This window comes from Streptococcus gallolyticus subsp. gallolyticus DSM 16831 (assembly GCF_002000985.1).
Classification (GTDB): domain Bacteria; phylum Bacillota; class Bacilli; order Lactobacillales; family Streptococcaceae; genus Streptococcus; species Streptococcus gallolyticus.
The window spans coordinates 600,203-621,662 of sequence record NZ_CP018822.1 but is presented as its reverse complement, the minus strand read 5'-3'; the positions used below and the strand labels follow the sequence as shown (position 1 = coordinate 621,662).

Annotated in this window: 16 protein-coding genes and 1 pseudogene; 1 reads left to right on the top strand and 16 read right to left on the bottom strand. The window is 36.3% G+C overall.

The window, feature by feature from the left end; all coding sequences use genetic code 11:
• Positions 1-66: 66 nt before the first annotated feature.
• Genes esaA through essA form a run of 5 tightly spaced genes read right to left on the bottom strand, consistent with a single transcriptional unit; the run spans position 67 to position 9,218 of the window.
• Positions 67-2,898 (bottom strand): type VII secretion protein EsaA, encoded by a 2,832-nt coding sequence (gene esaA / locus BTR42_RS03380; protein WP_077496420.1) that lies wholly within the window; start codon positions 2,896-2,898, stop codon positions 67-69.
• Between the two features lie 6 nt (positions 2,899-2,904).
• On the bottom strand, positions 2,905-7,356 hold the full coding sequence (essC, locus tag BTR42_RS03375; protein ID WP_077496418.1) for a type VII secretion protein EssC: 4,452 nt from the start codon (positions 7,354-7,356) through the stop codon (positions 2,905-2,907).
• A 3-nt stretch (positions 7,357-7,359) separates the two neighbouring features.
• On the bottom strand, positions 7,360-8,511 hold the full coding sequence (gene essB, locus BTR42_RS03370; RefSeq protein ID WP_077496416.1) for a type VII secretion protein EssB: 1,152 nt from the start codon (positions 8,509-8,511) through the stop codon (positions 7,360-7,362).
• Entirely contained in the window at positions 8,501-8,767 is a 267-nt protein-coding gene (locus tag BTR42_RS03365) for an EsaB/YukD family protein (protein WP_012961582.1), read from the bottom strand. Before BTR42_RS03365 ends, essB begins: the two co-directional genes overlap by 11 nt.
• A complete protein-coding gene (gene essA, locus BTR42_RS03360; RefSeq protein ID WP_012961581.1) occupies positions 8,748-9,218 on the bottom strand; it encodes a type VII secretion protein EssA in 471 nt (156 codons plus the stop codon). Before essA ends, BTR42_RS03365 begins: the two co-directional genes overlap by 20 nt.
• A 219-nt stretch (positions 9,219-9,437) precedes the next feature.
• Between essA and BTR42_RS03355 the strand changes: the two genes are divergently transcribed.
• Positions 9,438-9,731, top strand: coding sequence for a WXG100 family type VII secretion target (locus tag BTR42_RS03355; RefSeq protein WP_012961580.1), 294 nt, complete (start codon positions 9,438-9,440; stop codon positions 9,729-9,731).
• A gap of 198 nt (positions 9,732-9,929) precedes the next feature.
• On the opposite strand, the gene BTR42_RS03350 is transcribed toward BTR42_RS03355, so the two are convergent.
• From BTR42_RS03350 to BTR42_RS03300, 11 genes and pseudogenes are all read right to left on the bottom strand, one after another.
• The gene (locus BTR42_RS03350; protein WP_012961579.1) at positions 9,930-10,526 is read right to left on the bottom strand and encodes a response regulator transcription factor; all 597 of its coding nucleotides are present in this window, start codon (positions 10,524-10,526) and stop codon (positions 9,930-9,932) included.
• 1 nt (position 10,527) lies between these two features.
• Positions 10,528-11,619 carry a sensor histidine kinase gene (locus tag BTR42_RS03345; protein WP_174564799.1) on the bottom strand — a complete coding sequence of 364 codons (1,092 nt, stop codon included), beginning with the start codon at positions 11,617-11,619 and terminating at the stop codon, positions 10,528-10,530.
• Positions 11,616-12,347, bottom strand: coding sequence for an ABC transporter permease (locus BTR42_RS03340; protein WP_077496412.1), 732 nt, complete (start codon positions 12,345-12,347; stop codon positions 11,616-11,618). Before BTR42_RS03340 ends, BTR42_RS03345 begins: the two co-directional genes overlap by 4 nt.
• Positions 12,344-13,221, bottom strand: a pseudogene (locus tag BTR42_RS03335) (ABC transporter ATP-binding protein). Before BTR42_RS03335 ends, BTR42_RS03340 begins: the two are co-directional and overlap by 4 nt.
• A 333-nt stretch (positions 13,222-13,554) precedes the next feature.
• Complete coding sequence (locus BTR42_RS03330) at positions 13,555-15,300, bottom strand: ABC transporter ATP-binding protein (RefSeq protein ID WP_077496410.1); 1,746 nt, start codon at positions 15,298-15,300, stop codon at positions 13,555-13,557.
• The gene (locus BTR42_RS03325; protein ID WP_012961574.1) at positions 15,290-17,035 is read right to left on the bottom strand and encodes an ABC transporter ATP-binding protein; all 1,746 of its coding nucleotides are present in this window, start codon (positions 17,033-17,035) and stop codon (positions 15,290-15,292) included. The genes BTR42_RS03330 and BTR42_RS03325 overlap by 11 nt, the downstream gene beginning before the upstream one ends.
• Before the next feature lie 174 nt (positions 17,036-17,209).
• A complete protein-coding gene (locus tag BTR42_RS03320; RefSeq protein WP_174564813.1) occupies positions 17,210-17,728 on the bottom strand; it encodes a VanZ family protein in 519 nt (172 codons plus the stop codon).
• Positions 17,729-17,730: 2 nt separating this feature from the next.
• The gene (gene rlmN / locus BTR42_RS03315) at positions 17,731-18,837 is read right to left on the bottom strand and encodes a dual-specificity RNA methyltransferase RlmN (RefSeq protein ID WP_077496406.1); all 1,107 of its coding nucleotides are present in this window, start codon (positions 18,835-18,837) and stop codon (positions 17,731-17,733) included.
• A gap of 21 nt (positions 18,838-18,858) precedes the next feature.
• Positions 18,859-19,437, bottom strand: coding sequence for a YutD family protein (locus tag BTR42_RS03310; protein ID WP_077496404.1), 579 nt, complete (start codon positions 19,435-19,437; stop codon positions 18,859-18,861).
• A 31-nt stretch (positions 19,438-19,468) separates the two neighbouring features.
• Complete coding sequence (locus BTR42_RS03305) at positions 19,469-20,794, bottom strand: bifunctional metallophosphatase/5'-nucleotidase (RefSeq protein ID WP_077496403.1); 1,326 nt, start codon at positions 20,792-20,794, stop codon at positions 19,469-19,471.
• 111 nt (positions 20,795-20,905) lie between these two features.
• The gene (locus BTR42_RS03300) at positions 20,906-21,415 is read right to left on the bottom strand and encodes a hypothetical protein (protein ID WP_077496401.1); all 510 of its coding nucleotides are present in this window, start codon (positions 21,413-21,415) and stop codon (positions 20,906-20,908) included.
• Positions 21,416-21,460: the final 45 nt, after the last annotated feature.

The following is a 21,460-nucleotide window of genomic DNA, read 5'->3' as shown; positions in this document are numbered from 1 at the left end:
GTTATTAAAATACAAGACAAGCCAGATACCAAAGTATCTGGTCTTATCAATTGCGACTGTCACCAATCAACTGTTTTTACTCTTGCTTGATTTCGTTAAGAAATAAGTAACAATAATTGAAAGGACACTTGAAATAGCTGCTGTCACAATAATCCAAATAGTATTATCTTTATCAGATGTTACTCCACTAGTTGTTTTCTTTGTGATGTTAACAGGATTTGACAAGAAGTTCATAACAGCCTCATTATCTGTACCACCACTACGTGCATTTTTTAATACTTTAGCAAAATTATTGGCATACGTTGTACTTTCTTCAATATTTTCTGCTTGGGCACTAATGAGTTTGTTAGTATTTGTCATGGTATCGTCAACATTTGTTTGAATGGTACCGACTTGTGAAACAAGCTGTTCAAAATCATCTGTCATTGTACCAATTGCTTCATAATTACTTGTTGTTGATTGAGCACTATCAGCCGTTGATTTGACAAGTTCTGAAATACCATCATAAAGAGCATCTCCACTAGCAGTATCTGTATAAAGCGTTGAACTATCTGAATTTCCACTACCATAAGAACCCACGTTAAGCTCTTTAGCTTGATTTTGTGACCATTTTGCATACTCATTATTCAGACTTTGTGAGGTTGTTTTATACCAATTAACAAGACTTTGCAATTCTGTTGAAAAATAGTCTGTTGGCATATAGCCTTCTGGTAAAGTTGGCAAACTATCAATGGTAGATTGCAATTCAATAATTTCATTAGTCAACTCTGTGTATAAAGTAACTCCACTTTCTTTGAAATTTGTCACATCAAGACCATCGATATTATCAAATGTTAAGTTACCATACATATTAGCCACGGAATTAGCAGATGGATTAGTAATATCAATTTGACTTAAATCAGTTTGACCAGGTTCTCCATAAAGTGTTTGAATCATCGCAGAGGCAGTATCAATCTTGCTTAATTGAGCAAAAATTGTTTTTAAATCATCCTTAACAAGACTAACATCATCAGCTGTATCTGTCACGTAAATTGTATAAGTCATTGGAATACGATTATCTCCAATATTTAAATCAAAGGTAATCGTATGAGTTCCTACAGATAAAGAATCAAAAGTATAAGAAATTTTTAATGATTGCGCTTTTGAAATTGTCTTGCTTACTGAATTATCATCTGCAAAAACAACTGTTCCTCCTGAAACATTAGAAATTGTAACAGTTGTTGGATCTTCCTTGGTTTCTGTATTTTCTGTAGTTGTTGGTGTTGTTTCTTGCTCATTCCCTTCTGATGAATTTGAAGAAGTATCATCTGTATTTGATTCATCTTCTGAAGTTGATGAAGTAGTCGTTGTTATTATCTGTGTTGAAGTTGGAGCAACATCTACAGAAATAACATTGCTCTGTTCAGGCTTCGCATCTTCAGCTGTTAAGAATGAGTATGTAGCACCAGAAGCAGTTGTCACGCCTTTAGCAGATTTATATTTGCCTAACAAGGCCAATTTTGATTGATAATCACTTACCTCATCAGACGTCATTGCTCCCATTTCTTCTAATTTTGAAAATAGAGTTGCATAATCAGAAGCAGCTACATCTACACTTCCCATAAGGCTAGCAATTTCTGTCTCATATTCAGAAGGAAGTGTTCCACCAAGTGATTCTTGAATTTGATTAGCTAAGGCAGACTTAACACTATCGTCTGTTACTTGATTAAGCAGATCTGTTTTAATTGCTAATTTACGTTCTTCTTGATTAGTTGTTGCGAAGTAACTATTTATATCAAGCGCTAAATCAGAATTAAAATATTGATTAGAAACTTTAGAACGAGTTGCTTTTACCTCTTCTAATAAATCAGATAACTCAGTTCTCGCATTTTCAACTTTTGAACGGTAATTTTCAACTTCTTCGTTATAAGCTGTAATTTGGTTTTCAAATAACTTATAAACAGTACCATTGCTTGTTGATTCTGTTGTAATATCTGATGTAGAAGTGTAAAAACTGCTTAAGCTGCTAAGAATGTTACTATTTAAAGCATCGTAAAGTTCTGTATCTGTTTGATATTGGTCTGAAATTGCTGTATTCGCAGTTGCTACGTTTGTTTTAGCAATATCTTGTTGCAAGTCTACAAAACTTTTAACTTCAGGTAGTTCGCTATTTAAACCACTACTAGTTGAATTTAAGAGTTCAGAAATGCTACTAACATAGTTGCTTTGAGTATCCTCAAAGCTTTTATTGCTCGTCTGTAATGCATTAGCAGCACTCGTTAAACCACTTAAACTTTGACTTGCCGAATTTGATGGCGAATAAATGTAACTTGATAAGCTAGTATAGCTAGCTTCTTGATCGCTAACAATATTTGATACATTACGCTTAGCGTCATCCAAATTACCAATGACACTTGAAAAGTACATTTTAATGACACGTTGATTAATTAAATTCAAGTATGTTCCAACTTGGCTTTCAACATTCTTTTCTTTAACAGTATCAGTTGACGTTTTTACTTTGTAGCTCACTTCAGCTTGGGAAGGATTAAAACTTTCTAATTGCAGAATTTTTTCTGAGAAATCTTTTGAAATATAAATAACTACATCCGCACTACCGTCACTATATTTACTTTCAGCTAAACTTCGTGACATTGTAATCCAGTTGTCACTTGTATTATCAGCATTGGTTAACAAGTTAGTGAATTCTTGTCCAAAATTATAGTTTACATCATTTAAGCTACCACCGGCATCTTCATTAACTAAAGCAACAGTCAAATGCTCTGTTTTCTTAGCTTTATCTGTCACAGAGACTTCCTTATCCTGCGTATAAACAAATACTCCTGAAATAATAGCTAGTAGTGAAATAAAGACACTAATTGCTACCACAATAACTCTTGGTTTTATCTTAAATTTTTTCATTTCCCCTTATTCCTTTGCTATTTTAACACGATAGACATCTCTTCCTACGAAGAAATGTGCTTCGTCTTCTTCTAATAACGGTTCACCATAACGTGTACGTCCCTTTATGATATTTTGGTCAGCAAATCTCGTGCCAAACATTCCTGCTGGAATATTTGAACGTAGACGTTTACTAAATTCATCAAAACGTGTTTCAAGTGTTTTTTGATGTGCTTGGAAAATAAAGTAAATCCCCACTTTAGCAGCTTTTTTCAAAATTGTATCCAAAGTGCTATTAGACATCATCATCTTATCATTAATTCCTTGAGCATCTGGCATATAAACAAAAATTGGCTGATTAGGATTTTCTGGTGAACGTGAATTTAATTCTCCAAGTAAATCATTCATAACAGTATTGTAAGTTTCTTCTGTTGCTATTAAATCAAAACTTTCAATAGCTCCTTCAAAACGTTGGTCAGAATCAAAAATGATTCGTTGGGCTTGTCCTTGGAAGTAAGTCATATTCTGAACAATAATTGATTCCAACAATCGTGTCTGAGTTGGGGTATCATCCATAATTACAAAATAACCATGTTCTTCTGGTATAAACCCAACAACATCTGTTGATTCCTTATCAAAGGCAAGTGGTAATTGCATTTGATTTAGCATTCTTATTGTATAGCTGTTACCATAGAAATCATCCCAATCAAGTTCATTTGGTAACATTGGAATAGCTTTAGGACGTTGACCTGTCCACATTTTATCAATTGTAGCAACTTCTTCTTCCAAATAACGCAAGCGTTCAATATCTTCTTCACCTTTGCTTGGTAAGTAAATTTGAATTTCATAAGGTACGTCATCACGTACTTGCCCTCGGCCAAATATTTCTTGTTGAATCAAAGCATTGCGTCCAATAATATCCTTAACAGCGTTGTCCTCAACTAAGAAAAGTGCCATCTTAGTCGAAACGTTACTTGACATACTGATTTTCAAACTATTAGCACGTAAAGCGGTTATGATAAGATAGCAACCGAGACTTGACCCTTCTCGTAAAATACGGTTCAAGCTTGCTTCAATAGTTTCTTCCATCGGACTATCTTTGATGGCATCAAAACCATCTACAATTGTGAAAACAACTGATAACTTCTCACCCGTTTTTTGCTCATATTGCGCAAGAGTTGCTACACTATATTCAGCAAATAAATCTTTTCGTCTTTTTAATTCACTGTCAATTCGCTTCAAGAATTTAAGAAGTTTTTCTTCCTCATCCAAACGCGTTAAATCGACCACGTGTGGTAAATCTTTTAATGGCAACAACCCATTTGTCCCAAAATCAAAAAGATTAAATTGCACTTGTTCTGGCGTATTAAGACGAGCAAAATTCATTATTAATGTTTGAAGAGCAACAGATTTTCCGAAACCTGGAGAACCATAAATAACAGTATGACTTAATTCTTCGACATCGAAATCAAAATTGCGTTGGGATTGTTCAGATGGAACATCCATCATTGCAAAAGGTACAGCTAATTTTCTTTCGTCGGACCAAGAAACAGTCAAAGCTGGAGAAGCTATCTTCTCTTTCAACGGTGGTAACCAAGGTTTATCAGGAATGTTAACCTCTGTACTTTGTGCATAGTTTGAAATATAGTCGACTAAAGCTTCCAATTCCGTCTGATTTTTTTCTGATTGAACACTAAGTTCCTCTTCTAAAGCAAGGTTATCAGTTAAGAGCTCATATTGCCCTAAATCATTAATTAACCAAATGCGATCGTCAACTTCTTCTTCCTTATCTGACTTATTAGGCTGATAAGTTGCACCGCTCCAAGCCGATTGGAAGAGTTCATAAATTTCATTATTTCCGACTTGCAGATATGCACGCCCTGGTTCAACGATACTAGCGGCATCAGGGGTTTTAATAATTTCATTTGAATCAGATTTATCTGATACTTTCAGAGCCAATTTAAAACGTGAGTTTGACCAAATCTGGTCATCAACAACTCCAGAAGGTTTTTGTGTTGCTAAAATCAAATGAACCCCAAGTGAACGACCAATACGCGCTGCAGAAACTAACTCTGTCATAAATTCGGGCTCGTTAGCTTTTAATTCCGCAAACTCATCACTAATCAGGAATAAATGCGGTAATGGCTTAGTTGGATAATGACCACCATCAGTTGCTGTTTTTCCTTGCTTATATAACTTCGTATAGCCGTTAATATGGTTCACGCCAAATGCTTCAAAGAAGCGTTGACGCTTCTGAAGTTCTGCTTTAATTGAGGCAAGGGCACGCGCACTAGCTGCACCATCTAAGTTGGTAATCACTCCCATAAGATGCGGAAGACCTTTAAAGAGATTAGCCATTCCACCACCCTTGAAGTCAATTGGTAAAAAGCCAACATCCTCTGGTCCAAAATTAACTGCTAATGATAACATATAAGATTGCAAAATTTCCGATTTTCCTGAACCAGTAGTTCCAGCAACCAAACCATGTGGACCGTGTGCACGCTCATGTAAATTCAGCTCAACAATATCCTCTTTCCCACGAAGTCCTAAAGGAACTGCCAAAGTCTTAGAGGTGTCTGCTTTCGCCCAACGTTCACCTAATCGTAATTCATCAACTTTTTGAACTTTATAAAGCTCCAAGAATGTAACTGATTTCGGAATTGAATTTTTTTCAATCTCAACGTGATTTAAGTTAGCTAATGTTCTTGCAACTAACTCATAATCTTTGCTTTCTGGATATGGTATAAAGCGTTGTGCTAGATACTCACCATTGTCATTAATAATTTGACCAACATTTTGGTTTTGGTACTCAACCAGAGTTGTAACTGTTTCTGGTAAAAAACGTTGTGCTTCTTTTATCCAAATAACTGTTACACCTAATTCTGTCAAATCTTCAGCCAGATACTCATTTAAACTATGGCCGACCAAATAAGAATCATCGAATACCGTAATAATATAATGCGGAGCAAAACGAACATCTTTATTTCCCATTTCACGTTTAAGCTGCATACGCTTTTGGATAATTTGATACAAAGCGTTTAAAACAGCATCACGACTGCGAGCATCATGAACAATTCCTCGAACATTACGTTCCTGAAGTTTAAGATGAGGTAGGAAACGCCACTGATACCAATCATTAGCATATGACTCTTCAGGCACCAAAATAACAAAGTTAATATCTTGATAGCTGTGAAAAACAGCTAATTGAGTCAAAAGATTAAAAATTGCTGGTCGAGTCGTATCATAAGTACCAATAATACCTAAAGTTGCTTGGCTAAGAGATAATGTAATAGGGACATCATGTTGCATCTTATATTTTTCAACAATTTTTTTAGCAAAAATTGCTTGCTCGTCCTTACTTTGTTCTTTAAAAGAAGTTTGGAGATTCAAATTTGTTTCAATATCACCAGTTCCTAGAGACACTTGTAAAAAATCTGCATTATAATTCATTCGTTCATAAATACGAGAATCATAATCAAAAACCATTTTGGATAAAGTATCAATGTTTGGTTGATTGTAGTTTAAAATATCTCTTTCTTCATTGTGATAATGACTTATCTGTGAAATTTGCTTTAAGAGATAAGAATCATAATCCTCGACACGTATTAACTCTTGCTTTTTATAATATTTTTTGTCTTGAAAATACTGTGTCATCGTCATTCCAGCAGTAAGTAGACTAAATCCTCCCATGCCAAGCATCATCCACGGATTACGACGGCTAACTAAACCTGTCAAAGCAGTGATAGCAAACATCCCAAGTGGTGGTACAATGGCACGTAATAAAGAATTACGTCCCATAGATGCTGGTTCCATTGGACTATCCAATTTAATGGCATCACTATATATAGTTGGAATAACACGTGGACTTCGATGATAATCTGGGAAATCACTTGGAAAATCACTTACTGGTGCCTGAAGTAAAATTTTATCTGGTCGTGTAAATTTGGGTTTATCGTAAAATCGTATTACTCGCCATTGATGACGACGACGTTCAATCAAATAATCTTCAATAAAAACAGAATCCCCAACATTAAATGACACCGATAAATTATCACTAATGCGAACACCATTAACATATACAACCGAATTAGCATCATAGTCAATAAATAGCCTATTTTGTGAAAACAGAACAATCGTTTCTCCATCTAAATGAATATCAGCCGTATCCATAGATGATAAAACAAAATCTGTATAAGGTGGATAAAAATAGAGAGTAAATATATCAGTCTTAGGTTTTAAGAGATAGTAATCTACCTGATTGTCTTGTATTTTATGCCCTTCTAATTTATCACCATTTCGGAAAATATCGCCATTTTGAAGACTATAACGAACCCCTTCAAAACTAAGAGGAACATCATCTGAAAATTGCATATATGATAACTTATCAGACAAACACACTAAAAAGGCTTTTGAAGTTATCTCTTCTCCCAAATAATCTCCCAAATGGTGATAGTAAGTCATATTATCATTTTGAATCATAAATCATTCTTCCCCACTTGATTGTGAACTTGTTGTTTCGTTGAGCTCATCTGAAAGCTCACTAATTTCTTTTTCGTATTCTTTCAGTTTCTTTTGTTTTTCTGAACCACTCATATCTGTATCTGCTTTTATTTTTTCATACAAATTTGTATAAGCGTGTAAAATTAACTGCGTATCTCCAATATTTTGTGCCACATCAAGTGCTTTTTCTAAATCTCCACGTCCCAAATAAATCCAATAGTTTAAAATCATGTCATCTGAAGATTGTGTAATTGTGTTGAGCACCGCTTCTGTTTGCTCAGAGCTGAGATTATCTAATTTTACAAAGCTAGTCGCTAAAACATACTTGGCAGATTTTGGAAGTCGATTGACACTATAAGAGTCTAAAGCATCAATCGTTTTATCATAATCTGTTGCCATAAAAGCTGATTGAGCTTTTATAACCGCATTCTTTAATGGCAAGTCTCTCGTGTAAGATCTATAAGTGAAAACACCTAAAGTTAAAGTTGCTAAAGTTAGAATCACCGCTGTAACTAACAAAATTCTCCAACGTTTTTTATTAACCTGTATATTATTTTGCTTATTTTTTTGCTCTAATTTATGAAACTCTTCACTGACAAATTGATTAATTGATTCGATTGAGTCGAAAGCATTAATCTTTTCAGCAATGTTTTCACGAATAGCATCAAGCCCTTCGATTGCTAAATCAAAATTTATCTTAGGTAGTAAAATTGAAGCTATCAAAGCTTTATAAACGTTCAAGTAATGTTCCGTTTGAAACGTTTGTGGTGCTAAAATATTAGTAATACCATAATGCAACAGTTTAACATCATTTCCTGAGATATAAATATTCTGTGGGTGAAGGTAAATGATGTTAAAATCACTTTTATTAGTAACAATAGCAGCCATTTTTTGTGCTAAAGAATAACGTTCCAAATCTGTTTTTGCCTCTGCAATACAATCTTTCAAGCTCTTTGAAAACTCTGGGATAGCATACGAAAGAACAAGTTCTCCATTTTCTACAAATGAAATCTCGGCATTAACATAATTTTCAATAAAAGTTTGACTTTTACGGTCATAATCAGCTGGTTGTACAGTTACAGTTAAATAATTCTCTTTTTCTACAAGTTTAAGATGATTATACTCAAATATCATAAGTTTCTATCTCCAAAATATCCCCATTTCCAAGTGGAAAATTGACTAACATTTCAAAACGATTCACAGTAATATTTTTATTTTTCAAGTGAAGTTCCCATTTCTTATCAGAATCTTCATTCAGCCCAAGCTGCTCTAAAATATTTAATTCTTTTAGCAGTTCTTCGAGTCTGATAAGGGTTAATCCACGAGAAATACGTAAATCAATTTGCTTATTCTGATACTCAATTGTTATATCAATGTTTTCGAATGCCATAACGTATCCTTCCCAAAAAAACTCCAAATATTGTCATCAAAACAAAAAAGCAAAAAACGACAATTGAATTCATATACGACTTCTTTTGACTATTCTCAACACTGGCTACTGTGTAACTTTCATCAACTTGATAATCAACAAATTGCTTTTCATCAATCGACTCTGTATCTAAGTGATAATAATTAGATTGTTGGTTATCACTAGTAAAAAGTCGACTTTCAGCAGTTTCTAACATCTCTTCTTCATCTTGATGTTCTTTGTCAACAACTTTCTGCGTCCTATCCAGAAAAAGGTTAGGGGCATAAAGTTCTTCAATGCTATTACCTGCTGATTTTTGCTCAGTGTTAGCGATAGAATCCGTATTTAAATTCAAATTACCGTCTTCTGCTAAAACAGATTGTGTATTTATTAATAAAAAAACTAAAAAAACTCCCAATGTTAATTTTTTCACGACTATATCCCTCGTATAAATCTCCCATTTATTTACGTCTAATAATTATACCATTTTTTTTAGCAACATACCAATACCCAAATCGCATATAATGGGCTATTTTTAACTAAAAAAACTTGCTAAATTCGAAAATTAAATATTATTTTTTGACTAAATACTTTACAAATAAAAATAAAACGGTATAATTTTATAAAAAAATAAAATTTAAAGGAGATTTTTATGACCGCTATTAGCGTAACGCCAGAACAACTTAAGGAACAAGCTCAAGTCTACACACGTTCTAAAGAACAAATTGAGCAAGCTATTCAATCTGTTAACAGCATGAATAGCCAAATTGCTGAAGAATGGAAAGGTCAAGCTTTCAACGCTTATCTTGAACAATACAATCAGCTTTATACTCAAGTTCAAAAATTTGAAGAATTACTTGCAAGCATCAATCAACAATTGAACAATTATGCTGAAACTGTTGCAGAACGTGATGCACAAGACTCTGCTTCATTTGGACTTAACTAATTTTCAAGTTTTCTGCTTAAAGGTGAAATGGGAGATTTTCAATGCAATGTCGTTGAATATAACCACCTTTATCACAACATTTGTACTCTAACATAAATCCCTTGTAAGCTTAAGCTTACAAGGGATTTTTCTATTCACAAATAAACCAAATACTATTATCTGCTAGCTTAGCAGTATTGGATAAGTTTTCATTTCCCCCTACACCCATCCGTGTTCTTCGGCGATTCTTGTGGCTTCTACGCGGTTGTTGGCGGATAATTTGTTAAGGATAGATGAGATGTAATTTCGGACAGTTCCGTTTGAGAGGTAAAGGGTATCAGCGATTTCTTGGTTTGTTTTGCCAAGTGATATTAATTGTAATATGCGTTTTTCTTGTTGGCTAAGTGGGTTATCTTGGGTCATCATGGTTTCCATGAGCTCTGGTGAGTATTCCTTTTTCCCGGCAAGCACCGTGTGAATGGTCGTCATGAGTTCTGATGTTGAGCGATCTTTTAGGACATAAGCGTCAACACCTGCCTTAACGGCTCGTTCAAAATAGCCCACGCGCTTAAACGTGGTCACAATAATCACTTTCATTTCCTTATGTTTTCGAATCCATTCCAAAACATCCAGACCTGATTTTTTCGGCATTTCCACATCAAGGATAGCCACATCAACATTTTCCACTTGCAATATGCCAATAGCTTGCGCGCCATCTCCTGCTTGCAAAATCTCATCAACATCATCTTCCATAAGAAGCAATTGGCACAGTGCGTCTCGCAACATGGATTGGTCCTCGGCAACTAACAATTTCATCTTAATTCTCCTTTGAACTGATACTAACTTGAATCATGGTTGGTTTAACTTGGGATAAAATCTCCACATCTCCCTTGACCAACAGCAAACGGTCACGAATGGATTTTAATTCATTTCCTGTTAAGTCGTCAAAACCAACTCCATCATCTGTAATGGTCATCACTAATTTTTCTTGGTTTTCAAAAAGGTGAATACGGCAAGTTTGCGCTTGGCTGTGCTTGATAACATTATTGCTTAATTCACGCAAAATCATACCGATACTTGACTGCATCAAGGGTGCCATGGCTTCCACATTCAAATCATTTTGCAGCTGATAATCAATATCTGTCATAGCAAAAAACTCATTCAAATGCTCAATCTCTTCGCTCACCGTTCTGAATTTGAGATTATTGACAATGTTTCTGACATCATGCATGGAAGAACGGCTGGTTTGATTCAATTCTTCCAACTCTTTTTTGACAAGGTCATATTTGCCTTTTTCCAATTGCTTGAGTGCTAATTCTGTTTTTAAGGTCATTGCCGCAAAAACGTGCCCCAAAGTATCATGCAAATCACGCCCAATACGGTTTCGCTCATTTTCAGCCAATAAAAGATTAATAGTGCTATTCTTTTCCATGATTGCTTTTCGTTGAATTTCATTTTTTCGATCATCCATCCAATAAACTAAAATGCCATAATTGACAACAGGAACCAAAAAAATCATTACCTGTGACGATAAGTCATCTGCCAAACTGACACCAGCAATAGTCATAAACAGCATTGCTAAATCATAAGCGAGAAATCGAAAGGAAGCGTAGTTATCTTGAAATCGAAAAACTAGCAAACTATTAAAATAAAAGGTAAACCACATCATGCCACCATCTACATAAATGGTCATATAAACAACATAAAGTAGCATAAAAATCCAGCAAAGGTTTGTTAGGATATTTTCTTCAAAATGTGTGAGAAATAAATAGCTTAGTAAAAACAGAAAAGTTATCCCAAGTGTCCAAGTTGGGTAATCAAAAAAGAATACCCCTAAAACGGGGAATGCTAGGAATGCTAATGGCATATAAAATAACGGATGAATGCCCCTAATTCTTTTCAACATCATTTAACCTCAGTTTTATTCTTAATCATAAGCGCTAATGCTGCTATTATTATGACATAGCCGAGTATGATAATCAAGGACTTGCCGTTTACCTCTCCTTTTTGAGCAAACTGTGTCACCAATTGATTCACATGATAAACTGGTGTTACTTTAGAAATCTTTTGCATCCAGTCTGGGAAATTCTCAATTGGCATCCATGAACCACCGATAATGGCTAAACCAATAAAAGAAATATCTCCGACAATCGTCATTAATTGTTGTGATTTAATTTGTGAAATCAATAGCCCAAATGCTAAGAAAAGAAAACTTGATACTAATAACAAAGCACCTGCTCCAAACCAACGACTAAGTGGCATGCTCACCCCGCGGAAAATAGCTCCAAATAAAAAAGTCGCCACGATAGAAAGTAAGAAGCAAAACAAAACACGAATCACTTTTGCCAAATAATACTGCCAAATAGGAACAGAAGAATGTTCAATATAAGTCAACCAATAGCTTGTTTTATCCTCAACAAGCATAGCTGGAAATGAGAAAAATCCAAAACTTGACATAGAAAAAGCAGTCATTGTCAGCATATAAGCTGTCACAAGCTCTTTTTGTTCTTCAGGATTCGACGACAGTTCCATACCTGAGAAAAACAAGAAAAAGAAAACAGGCATACCAATCGACAAAACAAAGGTCATCCAAAAACGCCATGTTTTAATCCATTCAATTTTCAATAAAGCAATCATTTTTCATCCTCCTGTGTTTGGTCAAACAATGTGTTTAATAACGTTTTATTTTGAATTTCAATATCGGCAATCTGACAACCTTGCTCTTGCAATTTCTGCCAGACACTATCAATTTCTTTAGTCATGAATGTCACCGTGTCGTTTTTCAGTTCAATATTATCAATATGTGGTAATTTTTCCACTATCGACAAAAAGTTTTTTGGTAAAGTCAACTGTTTTTCGTGTTCAGCTTCTCGCATGGCAAACGGTGTCGTATCACGCAGCAATTTTCCATGATGCAAGACCAAAATGCGTTCTGCCGTATGTTCCACTTCTTCAATATAATGGCTCGAATAAAAAATCGTTACGCCCTTTGCTTTCAGACTTTGGATAATCTGCCAAAAATGCTGACGTGTTGAGGTATCCATTGCTGCCGTTGGTTCGTCTAAGAAAAGAATTTTTGGTTGGCTAATGAGGCATAAGGCAAATGCTAATAAGCGTTTTTGTCCACCAGACAATTTCTCTGTCAATTGTGCTTTTTGTTCCTCGCTAAATTGTAAAATCTTATCAATTTCTTGGTCTGCTAAAGGTGTCTTGGCAATGGACTTGAAAAATTCAATGAGTTCAGACACTCTTAACTTTTGCGGCAAACGATTTTCCTGTGGTAACACGGCGACGATTTCTTTTAATTGCTGACTTTTCGGTGCTAAAGCATTGATGACTATCTTTCCTTTGCTGATTTTCAAATCACCTAACAAGCATGACATCAAGGTTGTTTTGCCAGGCCATTAGGACCAATCAATGCCACACAATCTCCAGCACCTACTTCAAAGGAAATATCTTGCAAAATCGGCTTTCCTTTAATTGTTTTAGATAAATTCTCAACTGTTATCATTTCATTATCTCCAATTTTCTCATCTGTGATAAATTTATTTTATGAAAAAATAGCCAAGCTTTTTAGCTCATAATGTCATAACATCACATGACTTTTGTCATGTTTTGGAGACTAAAAAAGAAGCTGGGACAAAAAGTGCTCAGCTTCTTTGTTTACATAGTTATTATTTACAAGACGCAGTGGTTTGGACTTCAACAATCTGGGGATAGACCGTTTTAGGTCAGCAACAAGAAATTAAGACTTGCTGAAAATCAAGTTTCTGCGAAACTTCGCTTTTTGCTTTTTAGACTCATGAATAAAGTCTCCACTGGAGACTTCATTTGTCTCACTCCCTTAGTTTTCCATCATGCCTGCTTGTAATTGATACATGCGATAGTAAGTGCCTTTTTGGCTAAGGAGTTCGTCATGACTGCCAGATTCGATAATCTTGCCTTTGTCCAGCACGTAAATGCAATTAGCATCTTGAATCGTTGACAAACGGTGCGCAATAGCAATCGTTGTCCGACCTTGGCGCATTTTTTTCAATGATTCTTGAACAATGGTTTCAGTTTCAGAATCAATGTTGGCTGTCGCTTCATCAAGGATAAGGATTTTAGGCTGACTAGCCACGGTTCTTGCAAAGGCTAATAATTGACGTTGCCCTGTTGAAAAACTCGAACCACGTTCGGTGACTTTTGTCTCGTATTTTTCAGGTAATTTTTGAATGAATTGGTCAGCATCTACAAATGCCGCAGCGGCTTGAACAGCTTCGTCTGAAATATCCTGATACATCTTGATATTGGACTTAATTGTACCATGATATAAGAAAGGGTCTTGCAAAACGAGACCGATATTACGGCGCAACTCTTCTTTAGGATACTCACGAATATCAACGCCGTCAAGCAAAACTTCTCCAGACTGAAATTCATAAAAGCGCATGAAAACATTGATAATCGATGATTTGCCAGAACCTGTCGAGCCAACAAAGGCAATCGTTTCGCCTTGATTTACCTTAAATGAGATATTATCTAAAATTTGGCGTTCACCGTCATAAGAAAAGCTGACATTTTTAAATTCAATATTCCCAGCTTGCACGGTTGCTTCGCCATTTTTCTGTTCAGGTTCGTACTGCCGTTCATCAATCAAATCAAACACACGACCAGCTGAAACCATTGACGTTTGTAGCGTTGAAAAATTCTGCGTCACTTCAATCAAAGGGTCAAATAATCGATTAACATACTGAATGAAAGCGTACATTAACCCTGCTGAAATCCCAATTTCCATGCCACGAAAACCAAAATAAGCCATTAAAATAGCATAAGCAAGGAGTTTTAACAGCGACATAGCTGGGCGAAGAAAAAGACTATCTAACGCCATGGAACGATTAGCATAGAGCACATGCTCCTCATTAATCGCTTCAAATTCGTCTTTCAAACGGTCCTCTTGACTAAAAGATTGAATGATACGTATCCCTTCAATACTCTCAGAAAGTTTACTGTTAATATCCGACAACAAAGCACGTGTCTTTTCAATGACTGCAACCGACTTCTTACGATAAAGATTAACCAAAATAAAAATAAAGGGGAGAAAAATGGCAACCCAGCCCGTCAAAACAGCGTTCAATCTTAACATGGTCAATAACGTTACCGTGAAAATGAAAATCGCTGAAATAAAACTAGACAAAATCCCTGAAAACATATCACTGACAGCTTCCGTATCATTGGTCAAACGCGACACAATCGAACCTGCTGGCGTCTGGTCAAAATAAGCCATTCCCAGTTTTTCCATATTGGCAAAGGCATCTCGACGAATGTCTCGGACAACGCTGTATGACACACGCGCAAAATAGAAATTCCCTAAATATTGGATAATCGTCTGCAAGACATACATGAGATAATAACCAACCAAAATCAACATGGCTGTCTGATTCATATCAGTCAAAAAATGGTCGATAAAGTAAGAAGCAATCAAAGGAATGACACTTCTTACCACCGTCGTCAACAATAGCAAAGCTAAAGCCAAGATTGTTAAAAATTTATATGGTTTGAGATAGCTCATGAGACGCTTAAAAACCCGCCATTGATTTGCATTATTCTTCATCAGCATCTCCTTCCATTTCTAATTGTTGAGCTTCATAGGTATCAGCGTACCAACCACCTTGTTCAATAAGTTCCTCGTGACGACCACGCTCAATAATATGCCCGTCTTGCAGCACCAAAATCAAATCAGCATGAACCACTGCACTTAAACGATGCGCCGTGATAATCGTTGACTTATTCTGCCGTGTTTCTTTAAGATTTTCAATAATCGCATGCTCGGTCTTGGCATCAACCGCTGAAAGAGAATCATCTAAAATCAAAATATCAGGGTCAAGAATCATGGCACGACTCATGGCAATACGTTGCTTTTGCCCACCAGACAAACTGACACCCTTTTCACCAATCACTGTCTCAAAACCGTCAGGCATTGCTACAATATCGTCATAAACCCTTGCTAATTTAGCCGCTGCTTCAACCTGCGCCAAAGAGCTTTTCGGATTCCCAAAACGAATATTTTCTAAAATACTCGTCGCAAATAAAAATTGGTCTTGGGGAACATAGCCAATCAAGCGACGTAAATCAGCCAATCGATATTCTCTAATATCATGCCCGTCAAGCGTGATTTGTCCCTCTTGCAAATCATATTCCCGCAGTAGCAAGCGAATTAAAGTTGTCTTTCCAGAACCTGTTTGCCCAACTAAGCCCAAAGTCTGACCTTGTTCAAGCGCAAAATGAATATCCGCAAGCGTTTCTTCATTTTCATAGTGAAAAGCATCGATATCGTAAACCAAACGCCCATTTTTAATCGTTGGGAGTGGATTTTCGGCTTCTTTAACATCTGATTCTTGTTGCAATAGTTGACTAATTCGCTCATAGGAAACCGATCCACGTTGCACCATATTGAATAAAAAACCAATCGCCATCAAAGGCCAGACAAGCATATCTAAGTAAGTAATAAACGTTACCAGACTACCGACCGTCACATGACCAGCCGCAACCATGATTGCTCCCATAAATAACGTTAACACATAGCTTGCTCCGATAAATAAAAGCACCAAAGGGTCAAACATGACATCATACTTCATGGTCGTCATATTTTTCTTGAAAGTCATTTCATTGGTCTCTTGGAAAGACTGTAACTCATCATCTTGATAACCAAAAGATTTAGTCACCTTGATACCAGAAACCGACTCTTGAACCTTGTTATTAAGCTCTGAAAAAGCCGCTTGAGATTGACTAAACGCCTTGTGCGTTTGACGTCCTAAACGACTGGTTGCATAAGCCATGAACGGCAACGGAATAATGGCAACCAAGGTCATTTGCCAAGAAATCGTAAAAAACATGGTAATTAAGGTTACCATGGCTGTAATCGTGGCATCAACTGCTGACATCACACCACCACCAGCTAAACGTGTCAAGGCATTAATATCATTCGTTGCATGCGCCATCAAATCACCTGTTCGGTATTTTTGATAAAAACTCGGTGACATTTTTGTGAAATGGTCAAAAAGCCTAAAACGCATAATTTGCCCCAAACGATAAGACGTTCCAAAAATGTACATGCGCCAAATGTAACGCAAAAAATACATGGCAACTGCTGATAAGACTAGCCACAATAAATTTAATAGTAATTCAGAGTGTGTTAAATCGCCCGCCGTCACACGGTCGATAACTGTTCCCATAACTTTAGGTGGAATAAGGTTTAAAACCGCCACCAAACTCAGAGAAATAATCCCAATAAGATAGCGCCTTTTCTCCTGACGAAAAAACCACCAGAGATCTTTTATAATTTTCATAAAACCTGCTTTCTAGCTGCTATTATACACCTTGGAGTAAACTCCAAGTCAAGTTATATTTCCTCTTCAACTCATCTTAGCATTATCTCACACCACGCAAACTAAAACACGACTTCAATAATAAAAGAGCAAGACAACTATTCATTGGAAAATAGTCATCTCACTCTTTATAACCTAATTTTCTCTTTGATATTTCTGATATCGTTTGACAAACCACTGATAAGCTAAAAAGGCTAGCAAACCACCCAAGGTATTTGTCCAAAGGTCATCAATTTCAAAAACACGATTAGCATTGTACAGCAAATCCACCACAAGCTGCGTAGTTTCAATGCAAAGACTGATAATAAACGCCAATAACGTAGCTCTTTGCCATGTTCTCAATTTTGGACATAATGCTACCACCCCTAGCATTAAGGGAAAAAGCAGAAAAATATTCATCACATTTTGCGCAATTACCCAAAAAATCTCCAAAAATCCATCTAATTGGCTAAATCCAACAAACGTGTTAAACGGCACAAGCAAGAAACGTAAACGACCGTAATAAATGATATTTGGTGTTTCAATGCCATCAATGGTCGTTTGTGGGCTAAAGCACATCAAACAAATGGCTATGGCGTATAAAACCACAAGCACCTTTATAATCCGATGTCCCAGTGGCGTTAATTCAGCAGTCTTATCCAAAAATCTTGACATCATTAGTTTGTTTTTTCAGCAACGGCTTTTTGACGGTCACGTTTCATAGTATTTGAGCGCAACTGTCCACAAGCTGCATCAATATCAGTTCCGTGTTCTTGACGAACGACACAGTTAACCCCATTTTTCTTGAGAACATCGTAAAAAGCAGCCACACGTTCTTTACTTGAACGGCTGTATTGGTCATGCTCTGATACTGGGTTGTACGGAATCAAGTTAATATAAGACAACTTGCGGATTTTCTTCGTCAAATCAGCCAATTCTTGCGCATTTTCTGGAAAATCATTGACTTCATTTAGCATGATATACTCAAATGTCACACGACGATTTGTTGTTTCAACGTAATATTCAATCGCTGCAAAAAGTTTTTCAAGCGGGAATGAACGGTTGACACGCATGATTTGTGAACGCAATTCGTTGTTTGGCGCGTGAAGTGACACAGCAAGGTTCACTTGCAAGCTTTCGTGGGCAAAATCACGGATTTTATGTGCTAAACCTGATGTTGAAACCGTAATATGACGCGCACCAATTGCTAAACCATTGTCATCATTAATCGTACGTAGGAAGCGTAAAACATTGTTGTAATTGTCAAATGGTTCACCAATTCCCATGACAACCACGTGACTCACACGCTCATCTTGACCACGTTCATCAAAATATTTTTGTACCATCATGATTTGTGATGTAATTTCGCCACTTGTCAAATCACGCTGTTTTTTAATCAATCCGCTAGCGCAGAATGAGCACCCCATGTTACAACCAACTTGTGATGTCACACAGACTGATAAGCCATAATGCTGGCGCATCAATACTGTTTCAATCAACATGCCATCAGGCAATTCAAACAAATATTTGACTGTTCCGTCAGAAGCTTCTTGAACCACACGTTGTTTCAAAGGATTCACGCAGAAGTTTTCATTCAAAACAGCAATAAAATCTTTTGAGATGTTTGTCATTTCTTCAAAAGATTGGACACGTTTACGGTAAAGCCAATCCCAAATTTGTGTCGCACGGAATTTCTTTTCCCCGTGTTCGATTGCCCATTCAATCAATTCATCACGTGTTAAAACGTAAATCGAGGGCTTCATGTCCTTAGTTTCTGTTTGCATTCTGTAAATACCAAATCCTTCCTATTTCTCTTTTCGGCGAATCACAAATTGTTTTTTTGCCGATTGAATTTCTTTTTGTTGTTCTCGTTTTTGTTGACGTTCACCACGTACTTTTGTATCTTTACGTTTTTGGCTCTTAAAATGTTTATTTGCCGAGCGGTCAGATTTTTTAGGTTCTGATTTCTTTTTCTGTGATGAGCGTTTTTGTGATTTATGACGTTTCGTTGGCTTATCGTCGTCAGATTTAACACGACGAGGCTCTAAATTTTCAAGCACAAAATAAGCACAACCAAAATTACAATATTCCTTAATGTAATCGTCTAGACGTGAGATGCGATTTGTTTTCTTAACATCTCGGTCATCCTTGTAAAATCCCTTCAAACGTAACTGTTCATTTCCCCAATCACCGACAATATAATCGTATTTTAGTAAAATTTCTGAAAAACGTTGACTAAAAACAGTTGCATCAAAAGCATTCTTCTCATTTTCCAAAATTAACAATTCAATATCATCACTCTTGACACGGTCAGAGAACACCACAAATTGCGGACCAGGAAATTTATTGTAATTGTACATTTCAGGAGAGATATCTTTTCTCATCGGTCTCCTCTCTTAATCGCTAAAATTCATATTATTTTTTTAGGTAGGTCTCTACCAGTTCACGTAGTAATTCGGGAAAAAGTAACTCTGCTTGGTGAGATTTTATGGTCTCAAAATAACGTGCAAAGTAATATTGGTCAACTAAGACTAAACTGATAGTGTCCTTTTCATTCGTAACCTTTTTATTATACACTATTTTTCCATTTTTGTAATCAAAGCCGCTAGTTAAAACCCTACCAAATTCCTTTCCGCGAAAGCCCATGCCACGGATTTGTTGATTAGCTAACAATTCTGCTTGTGAAAAGACGTCTTGGCAAATCGTCGTTAATTCGTCAGTCGTCACTTCTAGTCTTGCCAAACGCATTTGATGTGGTAAGGAATGCTGTAGTGTATCCTTGGTGACCTTTTTAGAAAATGGGGTCACCACTAAACCAGAATTTATCATGGCAATATCTGCATTAGCGTATTCTTTCATTGCTGCCATAACGATTTGACCTGACTCATCAAGGCTTAATTCATGGTCAAAAGATTTGACTACTTCTTGGCTTAACAGTTTGCGGCCATTCGCTTCAACTGTTTCTATCCATTTTTTATCACCAGGCTTACTTGGCATATGACTCGTTTCGTGGGCATGAATGGTGATATCGCTCAGCTCATGGTGCTCAAAGGTCAAGTTGATTTCACCAGCAAACTGACCATATTTTCCAGCAGCCGCTAAATAAGTGCCGTTAAGACAAGCACCGTCCTCAAAGACATGATGCGTGTGAGCACCAATAATCAAGTCAATTTCTGGCACTTCTGCGGTGATTTTTTCATCCAATGGCAAACCAAGATGACTCAATAAAATATGGAAATCTGCTGATTTGACCTCTGGAATTTCCAAATCACGCTTTAAGCATGTGATTGGGTCCAACACTTGCCAACCACCTGGTTCATACGTCAGGTAATAAGGAAAAGTGTAGGCTAGAAAGGCAATCTTGGTTCCAAGAGCTGTCTCATAAATCTTGTAAGGCTTAGCCCATGTTGGACGCCCTGCTTTATCCTCTAAATTTCCTAAAATCACATCAAAATTGGCACTTTCGTAGACTTGATTGAGCATCGTTTTAGCCAGTCCAATGCCTTCGTTATTCCCAATTGTCGCAAAATCAATGCCTAGCTCATTCATCAATTGAACATTATATTTTCCTTGCGTTGCATCAGTCATCGGATGCCAACGATCAATATTGTCACCAACATCAATCTTGATAACCTCAGCATCTTGGTCAGCATAATCTTGGAAGAATCGTTTTAATTTTGGATAGGTTTCAAAATGCGAATGCCAATCATTTAAATGTAAAATCGTTAGCTTTTCTGTCATAATTTTATTATAGCATTTTCCGCGTAAATAGTGATATTCTAGCGTTTTTAAGCCATTTTTATCACAAAAAAATAAGCCAGACTTTAAAAATCTAACTCATCCTACTACTTTTTAAGGATACATTGTCCGATAAATCGTTTTAAGCATCTTTCTTACTTCTTTTTTGACGATATTGAGTAATTTCGTCTGTTGCGTCGTTGTTATAGCAACATCATTTCCTTGAGCATCTCTTACCGTTTGATAAGCGATATTAAAATCACCATCTAACTCAAAATAAACCGACACTTCTTGCTCATCTTCAGTCGTTTCAAATGTCACAAAAAAGGCACTACTATCGCTTGATGACTCAATCGTAATCGCTGGCGTACCAGTTGTCGTGAGCGTTACAATCCAATTATACATGACGTAATCAACTTTATCCACTTCATAGCCAGCCTCTTCAATAACAGTTACATAACGTTGACTGTTCATTAACACATCTAGCTGCTCAAATAACGTTCCATGTTCATAAGCCCTTTTAAAATCGTTACGGCGGTAAACATGATAGCCAATAACAGAACAAACTGTCGTGATACCAAGTAGCGTTATCACTACCAATAACCGCTTACCTTTAGCCGACATGCCTACTTCTCCGAAACTTAATCATCATTTTTTACATCTCCTTTT